The organism is Chryseobacterium sp. KMC2 (assembly GCF_016756935.1).
GTDB lineage: Bacteria > Bacteroidota > Bacteroidia > Flavobacteriales > Weeksellaceae > Chryseobacterium > Chryseobacterium rhizosphaerae.
In genome coordinates this window covers 50,805-72,554 of the sequence record NZ_JAESIT010000010.1, presented here as the reverse complement: position 1 = coordinate 72,554, position 21,750 = coordinate 50,805, and the positions used below count along the sequence as shown (strand labels likewise).

Here is a 21,750-nt window from a genome sequence, read left to right as displayed (position 1 = left end):
TATATCTTTTGTGTAAAAAAGAAAAAAGCTCTACTTTTGCCTAAAATCTAAAGAGAATGATAACTATTTTATCAGCATTTTGGCCGTTCTACCAGTTCCTATGGACTGTATTCTTTATTACTATGTTCTTAGTAGGGTTCTGGTGTATTTTTATGTTCTTCGGATTAGTCATTCCAATGTGGCTTACGGAAGGTTTGAAAGAATACTTTGGAAAAGTAAAGGCTTTCGATCCTGAAGATATCAGAAGAAAGAATATTTATGAGCAGGAAGGTGTAGAGGTTCTTTACAACCAACCTAAAGGTAACGGACCGTTCATTCACGATCACGGACATCATCATTAATTGATTGTCATTGCTTTTTCACCTTAATTCTGAAAAAGTAATATCAAAGCAAAACAACATATATAAACCGCTTAATTTTTTAGGCGGTTTTTCTATTTGTTATTTCTCAGGTTTTCAGGAGCAACACCAAATTTCTTTTTAAAAGCACGGGTGAAATTCTGTACATATTCATACCCACATTCAATAGCGATTTCTTTGATCATTACATCACTGTTGGTAATCATTTTTTTTGCCTTCAGCATTCTTAGTTCAGAAATATAATGGGAAATGGTTATATGATATTGACTCTTAAATTCCTGCCGGATGATATTCTGATTAATCCCGATCAGTTTTCCTATTTCCTCAGCCTTTATATTTCTGTGGTAATTTTCATCGATGTATTTCTTGATCATTTCAGGGGCCTTTGGGGCTGATTGTGCGCTGTTTTTTTCGTGGAACTGTTCGAATACAAGAATAAGCAGCTTGATGAGCTTTGCTTCAATAAATAACTTCTGAATAATACCTTTTTTTGAAGATCCGATGATTTCTTTAAGGATTATATGCATTTCAACAGTCATGGTGGGTGGTGTTTCTTTATGAAAATAGATGAAGCTGTTTCTCATCATGTTTTCCAATATATCAGCACTTTCCTCACTGGATTGGGGATTGATAAGGTGATTGATATACTGATAGTCAATCCGGATCAGCAGATATTGTAATGCTTCCTGACTATCAGATCGTAATTCTGCTCTGTTTTCTTCTGATGAATAATAAAGAATGTATTGATTTTTTCTGAATACTATTGGAAGATGACCGGCAGATTTTTCAAGATATATGTCCGAACCCAATAGAAAGAGTAGGTTAAAACTCGATCCAGCTTCCAGTATTGACGTTTTTGAATATCGTTCGGAACAAAATTCTATGCTAATATTATCTGAGGCAAATAATATCTTTTCTTCTTCTAAATTACTCATAATCAGTGTTATTTTTGATGGTGTTCATATATAACTCCTATATCGGATAACTAAAAGTTGGAAAATGATAACTCTGAATTAAACGGGTAAGCTACTTTTGCGCAAAATTAAATTAAATTTAGAATAATTAAAAATAATATTGATTATGTTTGAAAATCTATATTTTGTGATGAGAAAACTAAGCGCGGGAATGATGCTGATACTCATCGCTTTGAATGGTTTATATGCGCAGGGAAATCCTCAAAATTGTACCAATGCAGACCCTGGAAATAATCCTGGAGATGTAGGATGTGTGAAATTTACTTACCAAGGCCAAACGGTTTCCTATACGACTGTAAGAGCTAATGATGGAAAAATATGGCTGCAGCAGAACCTGGGAAGCTCTAAAGTAGCCTCTTCTCTGGATGATGAAGCTTCATATGGAGATTTCTTTCAGTGGGGAAGATGGGATGACGGCCATCAGTTAAGAAATTCAGCCACAGTTTCTGCTCCTACTCCTAACAGGCCGGACGGCTTAGCAGGGGTGAGCTCGTACATCATAGGAACACCCGCGTGGTGGTCTACTCTTGAAGCTAATGATGAATGGACCGCAAAGAACATAGATGGGCTGGGAAAGACAGTGGGTGTAGACCCATGTAAGGCAATAGGTGCCGATTGGAGAATGCCAACACAGGCAGACTGGGCAAGTATTGTTAGCCTTGAAAGTGTTACGGCCCCCGCAAGCGCTTACAGCAGTCATCTGAAATTGCCTGCAGGAGGATATCGCAGTTCTTCAGACGCTGGTTTTACTTTTGTAGGAAAGAGAGGGTATTTCTGGAGTTCGGATGTATCCGGGCTTGGAGGGAAATATCTGTACGTAGGGACCATCAGTGCTAATGCCTCAGCAGGGGCACCCAGAGGGCAGGGAGCATCAGTAAGATGTATTAAACCTACCTCGGCACTTGCTACTTCGGAGGTAAGACTAAATCATAACAGCATAGGGATGTATCCCAATCCAACAAAAGGAATTCTTACCATTAAAGCAGATTCCTCGATTGAAAGTATAATGATAACGAATACAGTAGGACAAAAGATGGAGGCCGGGTTTTTAAATGATCAGGTTAATATGACAGGACTTCCGGACGGTTTATACATTGTAGAAATAAAATTAAAAAACGGACAGACCGTTTCTAAAAAGATTATTAAAGGATAAGCAGTTTTCTTGTAGAATCACTGTATTCCCTTTACATAAAATAGTTCACTTCAATTACAATTACTTTTATTAGGGAGGCTTATGAAATTTTTCATAAGCCTTTTTTATGCTGCGTTTGCAAATCGTAAAAACGGCTTTTGCATATTGAAAAAAATAGTCTACTTTTGCAGTAGATTTATCAAGAAAGGTGGAGGGATTTGGCCCAAAGAAACCTTAGCAACCTACACAATTCCAGAAGTGTAAAGGTGCTAATTCCAACCCGATGGGGGAGATAATTGAAGTCAATATTCTTATATGAATTCCATTTCTTGAAGTCTTGTGTGTCTGAGGATTGATTCTCGGAATGTATAATAATTTTTGCAGGAACAAAAGATGAAAAAAGTAAGCATAGCTGTATTATTGCTTGGCACCATTGGGATCGCTGCCCAGGAACAGGAAGAAAAAGGAAAACAAATTGAAGATATTATCATCGTAGGAAATCGTAATGTTAAAAGGACAAAACTTGAAACACCGGTTCCCGTAGATGTTATTAATATTGAAAAAATACAGAAAGCATCCCCCCAAATAACGGTTCAGGATTTATTGAACTATGTTATTCCCTCATTTAATTCCGTAAGACAGTCTGCTTCTGACGGAACCGAGCATATTGATCCTGTAACATTAAGAGGAATGGGCCCGGATCAGGTCTTAGTATTGGTTAATGGAAAAAGAAGACATACCACTTCTTTGGTCAATTATCAAAATACCGTTGGAAATGGTTCTGTGGGAACAGATTTGAGTACAATTCCTGTTATTGCTATTGAAAAAATTGAAGTATTAAGAGATGGGGCGGCAGCTCAGTATGGCTCTGATGCCATTGCGGGAGTAATCAATATTATACTCAAAAAAAATGCAGGCGCTTCAGCAAGTATTACTTACGGATTAAGCGGAAGGAATGATGGAGACACCTATCAGGCAGGAGTTAATTATGGGGCTTCATTAGGAAAAAAAGAAGGGTATGTCAATCTTTCATTACAGCTAAGCCACAGAGGGAAAACAACGAGGACTCAAAATCATGATTTGGATATTTTCGGAAATAATTTTGCGTATCCTTTCGCAGATGATCCGGAGGCGGCAAGAGCTGCAGATGATGAGGAAATTAGAAAAAGAGGTTTAACCCGTGACGATTTCAACTTTCAGATCGGAGATGCACAGATCAAGCAGGCGCAGCTGTTTTTTAATTCAGAATATCCTTTTAATGATCATTTTAAACTCTATTCATTTGGTGGTTTCAGTATCAAAGAGGGAAAAGGATATGGCTTCAGAAGGCTTCCCAGTGAAACGTTTAATGTTGTTTCATCACTTTATCCCAACGGATTTCAGGCGGAGCTGGGATCTCAGGTATATGATATCTCTTATGCTGTCGGAGCAAAATATAATGTAAACAACTGGCTTTTTGATGTAAGCAATACGTTTGGAAACAATACTTTCAATTATAACGTAAGCAATACGAATAATGCTTCTTTAGGAGCAAAATCACCGACCCGATTTTATGCCGGGGCACACAGTTTTCTGCAAAATACCCTTAATCTTGACGTCTCTAAAAATATAAACCGGTTTAATATAGCATTTGGAGGTGAATTCAGATTTGAACAATATCAGATTAAATCCGGAGATCCTGCATCCTATACCCAATATGATGTCAACGGAAATGTAGCAGGTACGGGATCAACAGTGATAGGAGCAGGGGGATCACAGTCATTCATCGGCTTTTCACCGGATAATACCTTAAAAAAAGACAGGCATTCTACAGCGGTATATGCTGATATATCTTATGATTTGGATAAAAAGCTGAATATTGATGTTGCGGCAAGATTTGAAAGCTATTCTGATTTTGGAAATACCCTGAATGGAAAACTCGCCGTACGATATGAGTTTTTAAAAAATTATGCGGTAAGAGCAGCTGTAGGAACGGGCTTCAGAGCACCTTCTCTGCAACAGCAGTATTTCAACAATTCTTATGCAGATATTTCAACTTCAGGGTCCACAATTGTAACTAAAGGAATTTTTAATAACGACAGTAAAGCGGCACAGGTTCTTGGATTTGATAAGTTAAAACAGGAAACCTCGGTCAACGGAAGCCTTGGATTTACTTTAAAACCGGCGAAAGGACTATTCATTACTTTAGATGGTTATATCATCAAAGTGAAAGACAGAATTGTCATTACAAGTAATATTACAGATTCCAGATTATCAGATCCTGATGTAGTAGGGGTGGGAAAAGAAGTTGAAAGCGGTAGATTTTTTGCCAATGCTATTGATACGGAGACGAAAGGTGTGGATTTGGTTATTTCCTACGACTGGAAATTGGGTGGAGGAAACCTGAATGTGAACCTTGCCGGAAATTATACAGAAACAAAAATTACAGATTTTCATTTCCCTGAAAACCTGGGAACTCCTCAGAATGAGTTTTTTGGGCCTGATCAGATCAATATTATAGAAACTTTATCACCCAAAACAAAGGCCTCATTAGGATTGAATTATGGAATGGGAAAGTTTAATTTTCTCGTAAGAAATACCTATTTTGGTAAAGTAATAAGAGACGGATATCCTTTTGGAAGCGTTCAGGAATTTTCACCGAAAGTGATTACAGATGTCAGTGTAGGGTATGATATTACAAAAAATATCAACTTTACCGTAGGTGCTAATAATGTCTTTGATGTGTTCCCGGATCGTCAGATTTATGAAAATTCATATTATGGAGTATTTAAATATGCTCCGGTACAAATGGGAACATTAGGTAGCTATTTCTTCGGAAGGCTTAATTTTAATTTTTAATCATTAATGAATACTCCTTCACATCAGATCGGCTGGAAAACAGCTGCAGCCATTGTGGTTTCCAATATGATAGGAACCGGAATTTTTACAACACTGGGATTTCAGTTATCTGATATTACAAATACCTACAGCATCTTTCTGCTATGGGGTATTGGTGGGATTCTGGCATTATTCGGGGCTTTTTGCTACGCTGAATTAGGATCCCATTTTAAAGGCAATGGCGGAGACTTCATTTATCTCAAAGAAACCTATCATCCGTTATTTGGATACCTTATAAGTTGGATTTCTTTGATTATCGGTTTCTCTTCCCCGGTGGCTTTAGCGGCATTAGCCATGTCAAAATATCTTTCAGTATTTCAATACACATTTGGAAATAGTTTTGCCATCGCTGCAATTTTTCTGGTGGCTGCCGCCTTATCATTTAGTTTAAAAGCTTCAAGTAGGTTTCATAATTTTTTTACATTAATCAAGATCACCTTTATTATCGTTTTGGTTATTTTGGGCGTGGGACTTTCGGAATCTGGCCAGATAGGGAACAGTCTTAATTTCAGTGACAGCTGGCAGAATGAAATCATGCTTCCTGCTTTTGCTACTTCCCTGGTATTTGTTACCTATTCTTATACAGGCTGGAATTCAGCGTCTTATATCGCGGGAGAAATAAAGGATGTGCAGAAAAATCTTCCTAAATCTCTGATTATAGGGACTGTTTTTGTGACAGTAAGCTATATTTTAGTCAATTACATTATGCTGAAACATGCCTCAGTGAATCAATTGGCAGGAAAAGAAGATGTAATGGGTGAAGCGGCAGTTAATATGCTGGGCTCTACCTTTGGAAAAATAGTGAATATCTTTATTGCCTTACAACTGATTGCAACCATTAGTGGGTATTTATGGGTAGGTTCGAGGCTTACTCAGGCTTTTGCGAAGGATACTTATCTGTGGAAGCCTCTTTCCACGGGTAACAAAAAAGGAATCCCGGTAAGAGCTATTTTTGCCCATGCTGTTATTGCTTCGGTAATTATTTTAACAGGAAGTTTTAAGGAAATTTTCGTTTATACAGCATTCATTCTTCAGTTATTTGCCAGTCTGGCCATTTCTACGGTATATTTTCTTAAAAAAGAAGACCGGAAAATATTTAAATCCAATGCTTTTTATATTTTCCCCACGGTTTTTTTACTGTTCAGTATTTATATTCTTTATTTTACCCTGATTCATAATCCTAAGGAAAGTTTTATTGGACTGGGAATTGTAGCTGTAGGAGTTGTCCTGTACTTAATAGACAGAAAACTTTCTAAAAGAAGTAAGCCGGAAATGGATGATTCCAAAAGCGAATAAGACAATTGATAAATTGACCTTTTGGATTTTTAGTCTAATGCTCAAAAATTTATGCTGATTTGTAATTTTAATTTTGAATTAATAATCCTTATCTTTGCACCCACAAAAATTCTATAATGTCTAAATCATTAATTCCAAAATTAGAAGCTATAAAACAAAGATATAATGAGGTTGCAGACCTTATTATACAGCCTGATGTCATTTCAGACCAAAAAAGATATTCTTCTTTAAACAAAGAATATAGTGATTTGGGCAAAATTGTAAAGGTTTATGATCAGTACAAAGGAGCTTTGGATGCTATTGAAGAATCTGATGAGATCATTGCCGATGGTTCGGATAGAGATTTGGTAGATCTTGCAAAAGAAGAAAAATTAGAAGCTCAGGCTAAGATTCCAGGTTTGGAAGAAGAGCTGAAAGTATTGCTTATTCCTAAAGATCCTGCAGATGACAAAAACATTATTGTGGAATTACGTGCCGGAACCGGAGGTGATGAAGCAGCTATTTTTGTGGAAGATATCTACAGAATGTATTCCATGTACTTCAAAACAAAAGGATGGAGACATGAAGTGACAGATTCTAATGAAGCGGCGAAAGGATACAAGGAATTGATTATGAAGGTGGAAGGTGAAGGTGTTTATGGGATTATGAAATTTGAATCAGGAGTTCACCGTGTGCAGCGTGTACCGGAAACAGAATCTCAGGGAAGGGTTCATACCTCTGCAATTACCATTGCTGTTTTACCTGAAGCTGAAGAAGTGGATGTAGAGATTAACCCGGCTGATATTGAAATGCAGACTTCACGTTCAGGAGGAGCAGGAGGTCAGAATGTTAACAAGGTTGAAACTAAAGTTCAGCTTACACACAAGCCTTCAGGTCTTGTAGTGGTTTGCCAGCAGGCCCGTTCTCAGCTAGCTAACCGTGAATTGGCAATGGAAATGCTTCGTGCCAAATTATATGATATCAAATTGCAGGAAGTTCAGGGAGATATTGCTGCCCAGAGAAAAACCATGGTTTCTACAGGAGACCGTTCTGCAAAAATCAAAACATATAATTATCCTCAGGGAAGAGTAACAGACCATAGAATCAATAAATCTATGTATAATCTTGATGCCTACATGAATGGAGATATCGCGGAAATGATAGATGCTGTAATCATGGCAGAAAATGCAGAAAAGATGAAAGGAGAAGAAGAAAATTATTAAAATATTTAAAAATAAAAGTAAAGCCTCCGATTTTTTTGGAGGCTTTATTTTTTCCAAATCAACAACATATCATAAAATATAAACTATGAAAAACTACAAAATTATTTTATTTTTAGTACTTACCATGCTGGGTAATTATGCAACGGCCCAGACGGAAGTAAAAAAACCGGCAGAAGCTTTTGAATTGTTTTTTGGAGCATTTGTGAATAATGATGATGCTTCAATTGGTAAGCTTAATGATTATCTAAGACCTACTGTAGAAGGTCAGGATGCTTATCAGGTCAACTTTAAAGACACTTCTGAAGAAACAGTTAAGACGACAGCCGAAAACTTTCTGACAGCTTTCCCAAAAACAGTAGCCTCAGCTTGTAAAAAAGAAGCTGAAGATTACTTCAGAGTGATGTTTGAAAACTTCAGAAAAGGAAAACTTAGTGTTAAAAGTGTGAAGGTGGTGCCGAATGAATATGTGGAAGGGCAAAAAATTGCAGAGGTAAGTTATGCCGTAAGCTTTAAAGTTCCTTCAAAATTAGCCCCGGAACCTACAGAAAATCCACAGAAAGTAAAAGCTGAAGACTTGAAGAAATATCTTACTCAGTCTGTTCAGGATTTTAAAAATGCAGATAAAACAGTGAGTGTTGATCAGGAGTTCAGTTTGTATGAACTTAAAGAAAACAATAAAATATATTACTGGAACGGTAGCCCGGATGAGATTGTTACCAACCTGACCGATTTCTATTTTGATAGTTTCGGATCGAAAGAATAGTGTGATTACTAATATATTAAAGATTTAAAAGCCCTGTTTTCGGGGCTTTTTTTATTTCACATACTTTACGTATTTTTGAGAAAACCGTTCACTATGAATTTTAAACCTATATTATTAACTGCTGGAGTTCTGTTTTCAGCATCTTTTTATTCTCAAAAAATGAATTATCCTAAAGCATTAAAAGGAAGCCAGACTGATACCTATTTTGGGAGTGCTGTAGCTGATCCTTTCAGAGATTTGGAAAATGATTCGGCGCCTACTAAAAAATGGGTGGATGAAGAAGTAGCCTACAGCCAGAATTATCTTTCAAAAATTCCATTCAGAGATAAAATTAAAGATCAGCTGAGAGAGATCTGGAATTATGAGAAAATTTCAGCCCCTTTCAAAGAAGGAGATTATACATATTATTCTAAAAACGATGGTTTACAGGCACAGTCTGTTTTGTATAGAACAGACAATAAGACCAAAGCAACAGAAGTATTTTTAGATCCTAATAAATTTTCAGAAAAAGGTACCACTTCACTTTCACAGCTTTCATTTAATAAAAAAGGAAATTTAGCTGCTTATTCCATTTCGGAAGGAGGAAGTGACTGGAACAAAATTATCATCATTGACGCGATTACAAAAAAGCAGATTGATGAAACCTTATTAGATGTGAAATTCAGTGGTATTTCATGGCAGGGAGACGAAGGTTTCTATTATTCAAGTTATGATAAACCAAAAGAAGGAACGGTGCTTTCTGGGATGACGGATAAGCATAAGGTATATTTTCATAAACTGGGAACCAAGCAGTCTGAAGATAAGCTGATTTTCGGTGGCGAGAAAACCCCAAGAAGATATCTGGGAGCAAATGTTTCTGAAGATCAACGATTTCTGATTATTTCTGCGGCCAATGCAACCAATGGAAATGAATTGTATATTAAAGATTTAAAGAATGGAGGAGACTTTGTACAGATTACAAAAGGATTTGATATTAATGCCAGTATCGTAGATACAGAAGGAGATGATCTTTTTATTTCTACAGATAAAGATGCTCCGAATATGCGTCTTGTGAAAACCTCAATTAAAAATCCAGCTCCTGAAACTTGGAAAGATGTGATTCCTCAGACTGAAAATGTGTTGGGGATTACCCAGGGAGGAGGATATTTCTTTGCTACGTATATGATTGATGCCATTGATCAGGTAAAACAATTTGATAAGACAGGAAAATTAATCAGAGAAATAACACTTCCTGGAAAAGGAAATATTTCCGGTTTTGGAGGAAAAGAAAAGGAAAAAGAAGTATATTATTCATTCAGTAATTATATCACCCCGGGAACCACCTATAAATTTAATGTAGATTCGGGTAAATCTGAAGTTTACCAGAAGCCGAAAGTGAAATTTAATCCTGAAGATTATGTATCTGAACAGGTATTCTATACTTCTAAGGATGGTACAAAGGTTCCTATGATGATTAATTATAAAAAAGGAACTAAGCTTGATGGTAAAAACCCTACTATTTTATATTCTTATGGAGGTTTCAATATCAGTTTACAGCCCTCTTTCTCTGTAGTGAATGCCATCTGGATGGAAAATGGTGGTATTTATGCCGTTCCAAATATCCGTGGTGGGGGTGAATATGGAAAAAAATGGCATGATGCCGGAACCAAAATGCAGAAAAGAAACGTTTTCGAAGACTTTATTGCTGCCGGAGAATACCTGCAAAGTAAAGGCTATACTTCAAAAGAATATATGGCCCTTTCAGGAAGATCAAACGGAGGATTATTGGTAGGAGCGACCATGACTATCCGTCCGGATTTAGCAAGAGTAGCATTCCCGGGAGTTGGCGTTTTGGATATGTTGAGATATAATAAATTTACTGCCGGTGCCGGTTGGGCTTATGACTATGGAACAGCGGAAGATAATAAAGAGATGTTTGAATATCTTAAATCATATTCTCCGGTTCACAACGTAAAAGCTGGTACGTGTTACCCATCTACAATGATTATTACAAGTGATCACGATGACAGGGTAGTTCCGGCTCACTCATTCAAATTCGGAGCAGAACTTCAGGATAAGCAGGCGTGTAAAAATCCTATTTTATTAAGAATAGAAAAAAATGCAGGTCATGGCGCAGGAAGATCTACAGAACAAGTGATTGCTGAAAATGCGGATCTCATATCGTTTGCTTTGTATGAGATGGGAATTAAGAAATAATAGATAAATAATAAAAAAATAACAAAAACGACTGATTTTATTAAAAATCAGTCGTTTTTTTAGAGGTTACTTTGATTGTAATTAGTATTTTTACCATGGATATTTAAAGTTTACTAATTTTTATTCAATTAAGTAATTATGAAAAAAAGAATTTTACTAGTTTGTGCACTAGCGGCTGGGCTATCCAGCTTTAATGCACAAAGGTGGACGCCTGCATCACAAAGAACGTCCGAAATCAGAAAAGAAGTAGAAGTTCAACATTCTTATAGACTAGATTTACAGTCTCTTAGGAGCGTTTTAAAGGATGCTGTGGAAACAGGAAAAGGAGCTCAGGCGGTTATTGTTTCTTTACCTACAGCAGAAGGGAAGATTGAAAGATTTGCTGTATATAGTGATCCTGTAATGGAGAAATCTCTGGCAGACAGATATCAGCTAGGATCTTATATGGGAGTTGGGGTAGACGATCCGTCTAAATATTTAAGATTCAGTACTTCTCCAACGGAAATGCAGTCCATGATTATTAAAGATGGGAAATTCCAGTTTATTGAGCCTATTACTACAGATAAGCAAGTATATGGTGTTTTCTATAAAACAAAGAGAACGGAAGGAGAACATGGATTTGAATGTACCACGGAAGAGAAGAGCCTTAAAGATATAAAGTCATTAGAAGCTTACGGAAAAAAAAACCTTTCTAACATGAATGTTGGGAATACCAACAGACCAGCAAGTACAAAATTCAGAACGTATAGATTGGCTCTTTCTGCATCAGGAGAGTATACCCAATATTTTATGAACCAGGCAGGGGTACCTGCTACCGCTACAGATGCTGAAAAGAGAGCTCCTGCACTCGTAGCGATGAATAATACAATGACCCGTGTAAACGGAATTTTTCAGAAAGATTTTGGAATTAAAGCTTTGATCCAGGATCTTCCCAATATCATATATATTGATCCTGCTGCAGACCCTTATACCAATAATTTAAATCTACAGCTTCAGCAGACGCTAACCCAACAGGTCGGAAATGCCAACTATGATATGGGACACGTATTCAATGCAGCAGGAGGTAACGGTAATGCAGGAGGTATAGGAACAACATGTAATAACCCTGCAACGGCAACTTCTTTAGCTAAAGGTTCTGCTTTTACACAGAATACAACTCCATTGGGAGATGCTTTTGATATTGATTATGTAGCTCATGAAATGGGACACCAGCTAGGTGCAAACCATACATTTTCACACAACTCAGAAGGATCGGGAGTAAACATAGAACCAGGTGGTGGTACTACCATAATGGGATATGCTGGAATTACAGGAGATAATGTACAGAACTTTACTGATGCCTATTTCCATTATTCGTCTGTGAACCAGGTATTAAACAAGCTGGATGGCAAGACAACATGCGGGGTGTGGCAGGATATAACAACCAATACAGCTCCGGTAATTTCACCTCTTACTGCTTATAATATTCCTAAAGGTACTGCTTATTATCTGGATGCTGCAGCTACAGATGCTGATCCTATTAAATATACATGGGAACAATATGACAGTGCTGATTCTTACCATTCAATATCCGGTGACAGTGGTTGGGGATATAATTCTCAGGGAGCATTGACAAGATCTTATTTTGGAACAGCCAGTGGAAGAAGATATTTTCCAAGCCTTCCTATAGTAATGTCAGGGAATTTAACAGATAAAACAAAATGGGAAACCGTTTCTTATATTCCAAGAACTCTTAAGTATGCGGTAACTGTTAGGGACGAAAATGCTACCCCAATGTTAGTATCGGCGGAAACTACAGTTAATGTTAAAGATGATGGCCCTTTCAAATTTAAAGGTCTTACTGAAGCTACAGTACTATACAATAATGCTGCTAATACAATTTCATGGGATGTAGTGAATACTAACTCTGCACCATACAATGTAGCTAACGTAAAAATAGAATACACAACGGATCTTGTAAACGGATCTTCATGGACAGAGCTTGTAGCTTCTACTCCTAATACAGGAAGTTATACTGGCCAGATCCCTTCTGGTGTTACAGGTCCTATTAAATTAAAAATTTCTGCAATTGGAAATATATTCTATGCAGTATCTCCAAAAGTTGCTATTGGTACTGCACCAACTTCAACTACAGATGCGCCAACAGGAGTATCTGCGATTGCTGCGGATATATTGAAAAACACGGCTGTTGTAGGCTGGAATAGTGTTCCTGGTGCTACCTATTCTATTAATTATAGAAAAGCAGGAGTTACTAACTGGACCAATACTACGAGCCCTACTAATTCTGTATTGCTAAACGCTCTTGAAGATGAAACTAATTATGAAGTACAGGTTGCTGCTGTTGTAAACTCTGTTCCTGGAGCTTTTTCAAATAATTATACATTCAAAACTAAAGGACTAAGAACAGGAGCAGATTATTGCTTAATGAGTACTGGTGGAAATAGTTTTGCAAGCTTTACACTTAATAGTGGTTTAGCTAAATTAAACGTAGCTAATTTGGCTTACTTAGATGCAACTTATAAGAGTATCTTCAGAACTTATTTAGATTTCAGTGAAGATACGACCAAAATGATTAACCTTACTCAGGGAACGCAATATACATTGTCTTACATTGGTATAGGTAACGAAATTGGAGATGATAACTATCCTGACAACGTAGAAGTATGGATCGATTACAACAGGAATGGTGTTTTCGAAAGTACAGAGAAGATTGGATCTAATAGTGCTACTCCTGATGCTAACTCACTAAACGCAGGAACAATGACATTTACTGTTCCTGGAGACACTTATTCGGGGGATAAAACTTTAAGAATGAGAGTGGCAAATACCTCTTTTGTTACTGCTAGCGGACCATGTAGTAGCCCATCTTATTTAGAAGGTGGAGGAATCTATTCAGTTGGTTCATTTAAAGATTTCCCGGTTAAAATTGCAGGGAACCTGGCAGTAGGTGAAGTAAACAGTACAAAAACTTCTGAAGTATCTATCTACCCTAACCCTGCTGATACTTTTGTAGAAGTGAAAAACCTTAAAGGTAAAGCAGATTACAAAATCTACAGTGCAGACGGTAGATTGGTTCAGGAAGGTAAGATTGAAGGTAGAATCAATGTTGCTTCATTAGTTAAAGGAATGTATGTAGTAACAATCAAAGACGAGAAAAATACGTACAATACTAAGCTTATCAAAAAATAAGCAAAGCGTATATCTATCATAAAGGCCGGGCATTTGCCCGGCCTTTTTTGTGGCTAAGTTTTAGATAAATAGAATGTTAACAGAAGTTTTGTGTTTCATTCAAAAAAATTAACTTTACGCAGACAAAAATTATTGGAATGCGAAAGACAATTTCTGTGAAAAAGCCGGATTTTAATGTATTACCTCAGGAAAGAGAAATATACAATTTTGAAAAAGACGGATTAGAGCTTAAGTCATCTTATGAAAAAAAAGATGTAAAAGATGAATCTTTAACACAGACTTCTCCGGGAATTGAACCTTATCTGAGAGGCCCGTATTCCACGATGTATGTTCAGAAACCATGGACAGTCCGACAGTATGCCGGGTTTTCCACAGCAGAAGAATCTAATGCATTTTACAGAAGAAACCTGGCAGCGGGGCAAAAAGGACTATCGGTTGCTTTTGACCTTGCTACCCACAGGGGATATGATTCTGATCATGCAAGAGTAGTAGGTGATGTGGGAAAAGCAGGCGTTGCCATAGACTCTGTGGAAGATATGAAAATACTCTTCAATGAAATCCCTTTGGATCAGATCTCTGTCTCCATGACGATGAATGGAGCGGTGCTCCCTATTCTGTCTTTTTATATCGTTGCTGCCGAAGAGCAGGGCGTAAAACAGGAACTCCTTTCTGGAACTATTCAGAATGATATCCTGAAAGAATTTATGGTGAGAAATACCTATATCTATCCACCGGCACCTTCTATGAAGATTATTGCAGATATCTTTGAATATACCTCACAAAATATACCCAAATTTAACTCGATATCCATCTCAGGATACCATATGCAGGAAGCGGGTGCTACTCCGGTCCTGGAGATGGCCTATACGCTTGCAGATGGCCTAGAATATGTAAGAACAGGGATTAAGGCCGGTATGAATGTAGATGATTTTGCGCCACGACTGTCATTTTTCTGGGCAATCGGGATGAATCATTTTATGGAAATTGCTAAAATGAGGGCTGCAAGATATATCTGGGCGACTCTTTTAAAGCAGTTTAATCCTCAGAATCCAAAATCTTTAGCCTTAAGAACCCATTCGCAAACTTCCGGATGGTCTCTGACGGAGCAGGAACCTTTCAACAATATTACAAGAACAGCTATTGAAGCACTATCTTCAGCATTAGGCGGAACGCAATCCCTGCATACCAATGCATTGGATGAGGCTATCGCTCTTCCTACGGATTATTCCGCGAAAATTGCCAGAAATACACAGATCATCCTTCAGCAGGAAAGCGGAATTTGTGATGTGGTAGATCCGATGGGAGGAAGTAATCTTGTAGAAAGCCTTACTCAGCAGATGATAGAGGAAGCGATGAGGTATATTGATGAGGTAGAGCAGGAGGGAGGAATGACCAAAGCTATTGAAGCCGGAATTCCTAAAATGAGAATTGAAGAAGCTGCTGCAAAAAAACAAGCCAAGATTGATAGTGGGGAAGAATTTATTATTGGAGTCAACTCATTCAAAACCTCACTGAAACAGGATGGAATAGAAATCCTGGATATTGATAATACAGAAGTTCGCAGAAAGCAGATCGAAAGATTGAATACCATCAAAGCAGAAAGAAATGCTGAAGATGTTGAACAGGTTTTAAATGAGATCCGTGAAAGCGCTAAGACAGGCAAAGGAAACCTGTTAGCTTTATGTATCAAAGCCGCAAAAAGAAGAGTTACCCTTGGCGAAATGAGTGATGCCATGGAAGAGACCTTTGGAAGATATAAAGCAAACATTAAAACAATCTCTGGAGTATATGCTATGAACGCCGGTAAAAATGAATACTTTGAAAAAGCCCTTAATCTTACTCAGAAGTTTGAAGAAGAAGAAGGACGCCGTCCGAGAATTATGGTTGCCAAAATGGGGCAGGACGGGCATGACAGAGGAGCAAAGGTGGTGGCTACGGCATTTGCAGACATGGGATTTGACGTTGATGTAGCGCCATTGTTCCAGACTCCGGAAGAAGTGGCAAAACAAGCCATTGAAAACGATATCCATATCCTGGGAGTATCTTCACTGGCTGCAGGACACAAAACATTGGTACCACAGGTTGTAGAAGAGTTGTCAAAATTGGGAGCAGATGATGTGACCATTGTGGTAGGAGGAGTAATTCCGCAACAGGATTATGAGTTCCTGTATGCTAATGGAGCTGACTTTATCTTTGGGCCGGGAACAAACCTTCCCAAATGTGCCGTGGAAATCTTAGAAAGACTGTTGGCAAAAATCTGAATGATAAATCAAGAATAAACAAAAGGCTGTTTCTCAACATGGAAAACAGCCTTTTTATTTTATTTTTTTATTGGATTGATATGACCATCATCCATAATCTGATAATAAGTATCCGTTGTTTTTTGAGGATTTCCGTCAAGCTTTTGTTCTGTAGTTACAGTAACCTTCCCACTCTTACTGATTTCATAGCTGCTGAATTCTTCGATTTTATCATCCTTTCCCGGATCAAACCAAAGTCCTTCCACATAAAGTTCTCCGATTATTTTGTTATTCAATACCGTAAGAAGATAATACCGGTAGTCAAAATCACCACAATCCATAGGAACCAGAACCAGTTCAATATTTTTATACCGAGTTAAAGGAAAATATCTGAACATAGGATTTCCGCAGCTGTATTGCTCTGATCCTTCTATGAGAAAATCTGTTTCCAAAAACTTCACATCCACTTGCGGAAGACTCTCTACAGGTAAACTGTAGAGGCCTTTTTTTAAAGAGGACTCCATTTCTACAGGCTCATCTTTACGTTTTCTCCATTCCTCTATAGAAAGAGTCTCCCCGGATACAGGTTCTGCAATCTTTAGAGCGTTGCACTGGTCACTTGAAGCATAAAAAATATGATAGGTTTCAAAACGGTCTGGACCATTATAACCGGCAGAAAAAGAGTATTCCCAGACATTTTTCACCCTTGTACTGTCTACCAAAAAAGCAATTCTGCTTTTTCCATGGGTTACTGAATCCAAAAATTTAGCCTGAGTCTTCATTTCATCTAACTCCAGAATCTTTTTCATAAAATGAGACGAATTGCAGGCGGTGTCAGTTGTTTTTACTTCTTCTTTTTTTACAGGATTTTCCTTCTTACATGCAACAAAAAGCAAGGGAAGCAAGCCTAATAAAAGTTTATACATAAATTGTTTTTCACAAAAATAAGATTTAAAAAGAATTGGTGATTAAAAAAATAATTTTATATTTGCATCTGAAAATCAAGTCTAACCATTAAAAAACAACGAAGCAATGTTCAGAACAAAACAGAATTCTACAGTTGGATTGCCACTTATGGTGGTAAGGCTTCGTGGTTTGGTATACTCATAGAATAACAGTACAATGAAATATCAGAACCCGAAGTCGTAGAGATTTCGGGTTTTTTATTGCGCAATATTTCAAACTCACGTTTCCCCGAAATCTTTTCAGTGTCATTAAGGACAGAATGAAGGAATCTTTATGATTAAAACTTCGTCTTGTTCATCATTGTAAAATTATTCAACTAAAATTTAAGTTGAAAAAAAACAGATGTTTTACAAGCTCATCATCGTTGATCTTGTATCGATATCTGGTGTCTTAAAATGGAAAATGATAACCTTCTGTTTTCCCGCCTTAGAAGCGTCAGAAGCAGGAAAAGAATTATTAGAAAAGATGTAATAAAGCAAATAAGAAAAAAGTATAAACGTAGTGAAGAGCTTAGGGATATAAAAAGAAATATCCCATGGATTCCTTTAGATAATCCTTATCAAAGGGGATTTGTAAGGTTCTTTGTCGTCAGGGACGATGTAATGAGATCCCAAGACGGAGAGTTTTTCGAAGGAATTCTAAAGAAAATCAATACCTATATGTACTCCGAAAGCCGTCAGTTTCTTAAGAAAAAGAGAAAATTCGGTAAAAGAATATATGTAGAAAAAGAGCAAAAACTGAAACGTATTTCTTCCTTGTCTTGGAATGATCCAAAATTTGGACTCAGTGTTCAAGAGCGACGATATTTTCTGAAATACGAAGAATATTGTCCCTATCGGAAATGCAATGAAGTGTACTACGAATTTACTGAGCCATGGAGGTTTATTTTACGTGTAAAGGTCAATATGATTACCCACTATAAACCTGTAGACTTTGAACTGGAAAAAGAATACGCGGAACTGGAATCTTATTTAAGGGACCATACCGTTGCCGGAATTGTTCACAAAACAATGTATGGTAAATCAAATTCATGGCGAACGAAAAAAGAAGACTTACATCTTATCAAAAGCAGGAAATATATAAACTGCAGAATGTCTGCAACAGAGATTGCAGAAAGCTTTATGGACGTATAGGTCCTGTTATTATTTAAAACAAAAACAATGGGAAATTTAAAACTAAAAGGAAAAGATATATTAAAACTGGGCTACCCCAGTAATCAAAGCGTTAATGTGGCTTTGGAAGTCATGAAAAGAAATTTTGCAACTAAAAATATTCACCATGTGAAATCTCTTTTAAAGGAAATACTGGTACATCCGGAAAATTTTGAAAAGGATCTGACTTTTGGGCAGATTGCAGAGAGCCTGCTTTCATCCAAAAAAACAGAAAAAAGGATGCTGAATACTCAGCGTGCTTCTTTCCAGATCTTTGGGAGCAATATTTCGGAAGAAGCAAAAAATCAGCTGTATACTGCTTTAAAACTACCGGTATCGGTCCAGGGAGCTTTGATGCCCGATGCACACAGTGGCTATGGTCTTCCGATCGGGGGAGTTCTTGCCGTGGAAAATGCAGTGATTCCTTACGGAGTTGGGATGGATATCGGATGCAGGATGAGCCTCAGTATTTTGGATACACCGGTTTCATATCTTAACGGAGCAAGAGATAAATATGAAAAGGCTCTTGCGGAACATACCAAATTTGGGATGTATGAAACTCATAAATCCCATATAGATCACGAAATCTTTGATAGAGATACCTTTGATCATATTCCAATTCTTAGAAGATTAAAAGGCAAAGCCATTAAACAAATGGGATCATCAGGCGGTGGAAATCATTTCGTGGAATTTGGAGAAGTAGAGATTACTGAAGAGGATGAACAGATCGGATTACCGAAAGGAAGATATCTGGGAATTCTCTCTCATAGCGGCTCCAGAGGACTGGGAGCAGAGATTGCCCAGTATTATTCGAGAGTGGCTGTAGAACAGTGTCCGCTGCCAAAAGAAGCCCAGCAATTTGCATGGCTAGACCTTAGTACCCATCTTGGATTGGAATACTGGACGGCTATGAACCTTGCGGGAGACTATGCCTCTGCCTGTCATGATGATATTCACCGAAGATTGGTGAAAGCTGTAGGGGGCAGAGTAAAAGCCAGAATTGAAAACCATCACAACTTTGCCTGGAAGGAAATTCATCATGGGAAAGAAGTGATTGTTCACAGAAAAGGGGCTACTCCAGCCAATGAGAATGAGCTGGGAATGATTCCCGGGTCTATGACGGCAAAAGGATTTATTGTTCGTGGAAAAGGAAATCCGGATTCTCTGAACTCTGCATCACATGGGGCAGGAAGAGCGCACTCCAGAGGGGTATGCAGAAGTCTTTTCACTCAAAATGATATTAAAAAGGAACTGAAACTGAAGAACGTTACCTTAATGGGGGGAAATGCTGAAGAAGCTCCAATGGCTTATAAAGATATCAATGAAGTGATGAATGCACAGAGCGGGCTGGTAGATATTTTAGGGACATTTCAACCAAGAATCGTGAGAATGGACCGATAATTAAGCTTATGGTTTGTAGTTAACAGTTGAGAGAGCTTGACTGTTAGCTGTAAACCAACAGCTTTCAATACGTAAACAATGGAAAAATTAATACAAATAACTTCAGGAAGAGGACCTTTAGAATGCCAATGGGTAGTAGCCAAGGTTCTGAAGACCTTTCTTGAAGAATTAAAACAAAATACAATAGAATACGAAATCATTCATCGTGAAAACGGTGATGAAAACCTGACATTAAAGTCTGTGACCCTGCTTTTAAAAGGAAAAGACCTAAACCTGTTTTTAAAAAACTGGCTGGGAAGTGTTTGCTGGATAGGAAAAAGTACATTCAGGAAACTCAATAAAAGAAGCAATTGGTTTATCGGAATCTTTGAACTTGAAGATGTAAAAATGATTGATTTCAATGAAAAAGATATCCGGTTTCAAACAGCGAGAAGTCAGGGAAGCGGCGGACAAAATGTAAACAAAGTGAATACTGCTGTGCGTGCCACCCATATTCCTACTAGAGAAACCGTGTTTGTACAGGATTCGCGTTCGCAGCTGGAGAATAAAAAACGATCTGTTATCAGACTCAAAGAGAAGGTAATGGAAGTTTATATTCAACAACTGGAAAGAAAGCTGAAAGAAACCTGGTCTCTTCAGATGCAGGTGGAACGTGGAAATCCGGTTCGGACATTTTCAGGAACAGATTTTAAAAAGAATTACGAAGACAGGACGTTTAGAAAACAAAGGAATGTCTTAAAAAACGAACTCAAAAACTACAGAAATGACCTTAACTAAAAGTAAATACTATTTTGAAGCATTAGACTATTTTCCATTCAATCTTTCTGAATGTATGGATGCTCTGAACTATGCCTTGTCCTATGAACCCGAAGATGCAGACAGCCTTTGTTTGATGGGAAGAGTATATTCGGAAGAATTGAAGGATTATGAAACAGCTAAAAAATACTTTGATGAAGCCATGCAGAGTAATATCGGAAATATCAATATCCCCAAATATTACATTGAATGTCTTTTGAATAATGAAGATTATAAAGAAGCAGAAAAACTTATTGAATTTGCTCTTAAGATAAAAGGAATTGATAAGGCCGAAATCCTGAATTGTAAATCTTTCTTACTGGAAAGAAAAAATGAGTATAAACCAGCCTTGGAAATCCTTAAAGAAGCCAAACAATTCACTTACTGCAAAACTACGCTTGAAGCACTTGAAGAAAGAGAAAAATTTGTGAGAGCAAAGGCAGCCAGAGCAAGAACAAGAAAAAAGACGGAATAATCTGTTTTCAAACCATATTAAAAAAATAAGCTTTCGTTAGAAAGCTTATTTTTTATTTACAGAGATCAGATAGTCATACACCATTTGATGCTGGTCATCAGTCAGTTTAGCCTTTGGAGCCATTCTGCTTAAAGTGTTGATCCATCCCTTGTCGTCATGCTTGGTAGGTTCTGGCAGCTTATGACATTTTGCACAGGAGTTTTCAAAAATGGTTTTTCCCTGTGCCAACTGCTCAGATGAGGTATACTTTGGCCCTGTTACAGCCACACTTTTTGGTCCGCAGGATACCAGAAATGCTGATGCTGCGATGCCGGTTAAGATAAGTTTTTTCATAAAGCTATTGGGATTTGGTGTTATTTTTTCACAGAAATGATATAATCATAAACCCATTGGTGCTGTTCATCGTTTAATTTTGCTTTTGGAGCCATAGAATTCATAATTCCTACCCATTGTACAGGATTGTGAGAGGTAGGATCGGGTAATTTATGACACTTTGCACATGAATTTTCAAAAATTGTTTTTCCCTGAGCAATTTGTTCTGCCGTTGAGGTTGAAGATCCCACAGCAGATGTAGATGCTTTTGGTGTACAGGAAACCAATAAAATGAAAGTAAATGACGCCACAGCGATGAATTTTTTCATGTTTCTTATTTTTTGATAGATAACAAATGTAACAAATTCTCTAAGCCATTGATACGCGGCGTTGTAGTTTTAATTTAGAAGAAATAAAAATTA

Annotated in this window: 17 protein-coding genes and 1 riboswitch; of the genes, 13 read left to right on the top strand and 4 right to left on the bottom strand. The window is 37.4% G+C overall.

Annotated features, from left to right (window positions below; translation table 11 throughout):
- Positions 1-56 precede the first annotated feature (56 nt).
- Positions 57-341: a hypothetical protein gene (locus JML65_RS13350; RefSeq protein ID WP_174772367.1), complete on the top strand. Its 285-nt coding sequence runs from the start codon at positions 57-59 to the stop codon at positions 339-341.
- A gap of 92 nt (positions 342-433) precedes the next feature.
- Here JML65_RS13350 and JML65_RS13345 read toward each other — a convergent pair whose 3' ends face one another.
- Positions 434-1,294: an AraC family transcriptional regulator gene (locus tag JML65_RS13345; protein ID WP_202271135.1), complete on the bottom strand. Its 861-nt coding sequence runs from the start codon at positions 1,292-1,294 to the stop codon at positions 434-436.
- A gap of 145 nt (positions 1,295-1,439) precedes the next feature.
- On the opposite strand from JML65_RS13345, the gene JML65_RS13340 reads away from it, so the two are divergent.
- The 8 genes from JML65_RS13340 to scpA all read left to right on the top strand — a co-directional run bounded on the left by JML65_RS13340 (position 1,440) and on the right by scpA (position 16,249).
- On the top strand, positions 1,440-2,486 hold the full coding sequence (locus tag JML65_RS13340) for a T9SS type A sorting domain-containing protein (RefSeq protein WP_237390883.1): 1,047 nt from the start codon (positions 1,440-1,442) through the stop codon (positions 2,484-2,486).
- A gap of 172 nt (positions 2,487-2,658) precedes the next feature.
- Positions 2,659-2,764: riboswitch (SAM riboswitch) on the top strand.
- A 94-nt stretch (positions 2,765-2,858) separates the two neighbouring features.
- Positions 2,859-5,303, top strand: a complete 2,445-nt coding sequence (locus JML65_RS13335; RefSeq protein WP_202271133.1) for a TonB-dependent receptor plug domain-containing protein — start codon at positions 2,859-2,861, stop codon at positions 5,301-5,303.
- Positions 5,304-5,309: 6 nt separating this feature from the next.
- Positions 5,310-6,638, top strand: a complete 1,329-nt coding sequence (locus JML65_RS13330; RefSeq protein WP_202271132.1) for an APC family permease — start codon at positions 5,310-5,312, stop codon at positions 6,636-6,638.
- Positions 6,639-6,754: 116 nt separating this feature from the next.
- Positions 6,755-7,840: a peptide chain release factor 1 gene (gene prfA / locus JML65_RS13325; RefSeq protein WP_047491851.1), complete on the top strand. Its 1,086-nt coding sequence runs from the start codon at positions 6,755-6,757 to the stop codon at positions 7,838-7,840.
- A gap of 85 nt (positions 7,841-7,925) precedes the next feature.
- Complete coding sequence (locus tag JML65_RS13320; RefSeq protein ID WP_084086985.1) at positions 7,926-8,603, top strand: hypothetical protein; 678 nt, start codon at positions 7,926-7,928, stop codon at positions 8,601-8,603.
- A gap of 93 nt (positions 8,604-8,696) precedes the next feature.
- A complete protein-coding gene (locus JML65_RS13315) occupies positions 8,697-10,799 on the top strand; it encodes a prolyl oligopeptidase family serine peptidase (RefSeq protein ID WP_115916907.1) in 2,103 nt (700 codons plus the stop codon).
- A 138-nt stretch (positions 10,800-10,937) separates the two neighbouring features.
- On the top strand, positions 10,938-13,988 hold the full coding sequence (locus JML65_RS13310; protein ID WP_202271131.1) for a reprolysin-like metallopeptidase: 3,051 nt from the start codon (positions 10,938-10,940) through the stop codon (positions 13,986-13,988).
- Positions 13,989-14,125: 137 nt separating this feature from the next.
- Complete coding sequence (gene scpA, locus JML65_RS13305; protein WP_115916903.1) at positions 14,126-16,249, top strand: methylmalonyl-CoA mutase; 2,124 nt, start codon at positions 14,126-14,128, stop codon at positions 16,247-16,249.
- Positions 16,250-16,308: 59 nt separating this feature from the next.
- Here scpA and JML65_RS13300 read toward each other — a convergent pair whose 3' ends face one another.
- On the bottom strand, positions 16,309-17,154 hold the full coding sequence (locus JML65_RS13300; RefSeq protein ID WP_202271130.1) for a hypothetical protein: 846 nt from the start codon (positions 17,152-17,154) through the stop codon (positions 16,309-16,311).
- Between the two features lie 435 nt (positions 17,155-17,589).
- Between JML65_RS13300 and JML65_RS13295 the strand changes: the two genes are divergently transcribed.
- The 4 genes from JML65_RS13295 to JML65_RS13280 all read left to right on the top strand — a co-directional run bounded on the left by JML65_RS13295 (position 17,590) and on the right by JML65_RS13280 (position 21,016).
- Positions 17,590-18,327: a hypothetical protein gene (locus tag JML65_RS13295; protein ID WP_202271129.1), complete on the top strand. Its 738-nt coding sequence runs from the start codon at positions 17,590-17,592 to the stop codon at positions 18,325-18,327.
- A gap of 27 nt (positions 18,328-18,354) precedes the next feature.
- On the top strand, positions 18,355-19,746 hold the full coding sequence (locus JML65_RS13290; protein WP_202271128.1) for an RtcB family protein: 1,392 nt from the start codon (positions 18,355-18,357) through the stop codon (positions 19,744-19,746).
- Positions 19,747-19,824: 78 nt separating this feature from the next.
- Positions 19,825-20,523 (top strand): peptide chain release factor H, encoded by a 699-nt coding sequence (gene prfH, locus JML65_RS13285; protein ID WP_084086997.1) that lies wholly within the window; start codon positions 19,825-19,827, stop codon positions 20,521-20,523.
- Complete coding sequence (locus JML65_RS13280) at positions 20,510-21,016, top strand: tetratricopeptide repeat protein (RefSeq protein ID WP_202271127.1); 507 nt, start codon at positions 20,510-20,512, stop codon at positions 21,014-21,016. The genes prfH and JML65_RS13280 overlap by 14 nt, the downstream gene beginning before the upstream one ends.
- A gap of 45 nt (positions 21,017-21,061) precedes the next feature.
- Here the strand turns inward: JML65_RS13280 and JML65_RS13275 are convergent, their stop codons facing one another.
- Positions 21,062-21,349 (bottom strand): c-type cytochrome, encoded by a 288-nt coding sequence (locus tag JML65_RS13275; protein ID WP_047491822.1) that lies wholly within the window; start codon positions 21,347-21,349, stop codon positions 21,062-21,064.
- A 20-nt stretch (positions 21,350-21,369) separates the two neighbouring features.
- Positions 21,370-21,657 (bottom strand): c-type cytochrome, encoded by a 288-nt coding sequence (locus JML65_RS13270; RefSeq protein ID WP_202271126.1) that lies wholly within the window; start codon positions 21,655-21,657, stop codon positions 21,370-21,372.
- Positions 21,658-21,750 lie beyond the last annotated feature (93 nt).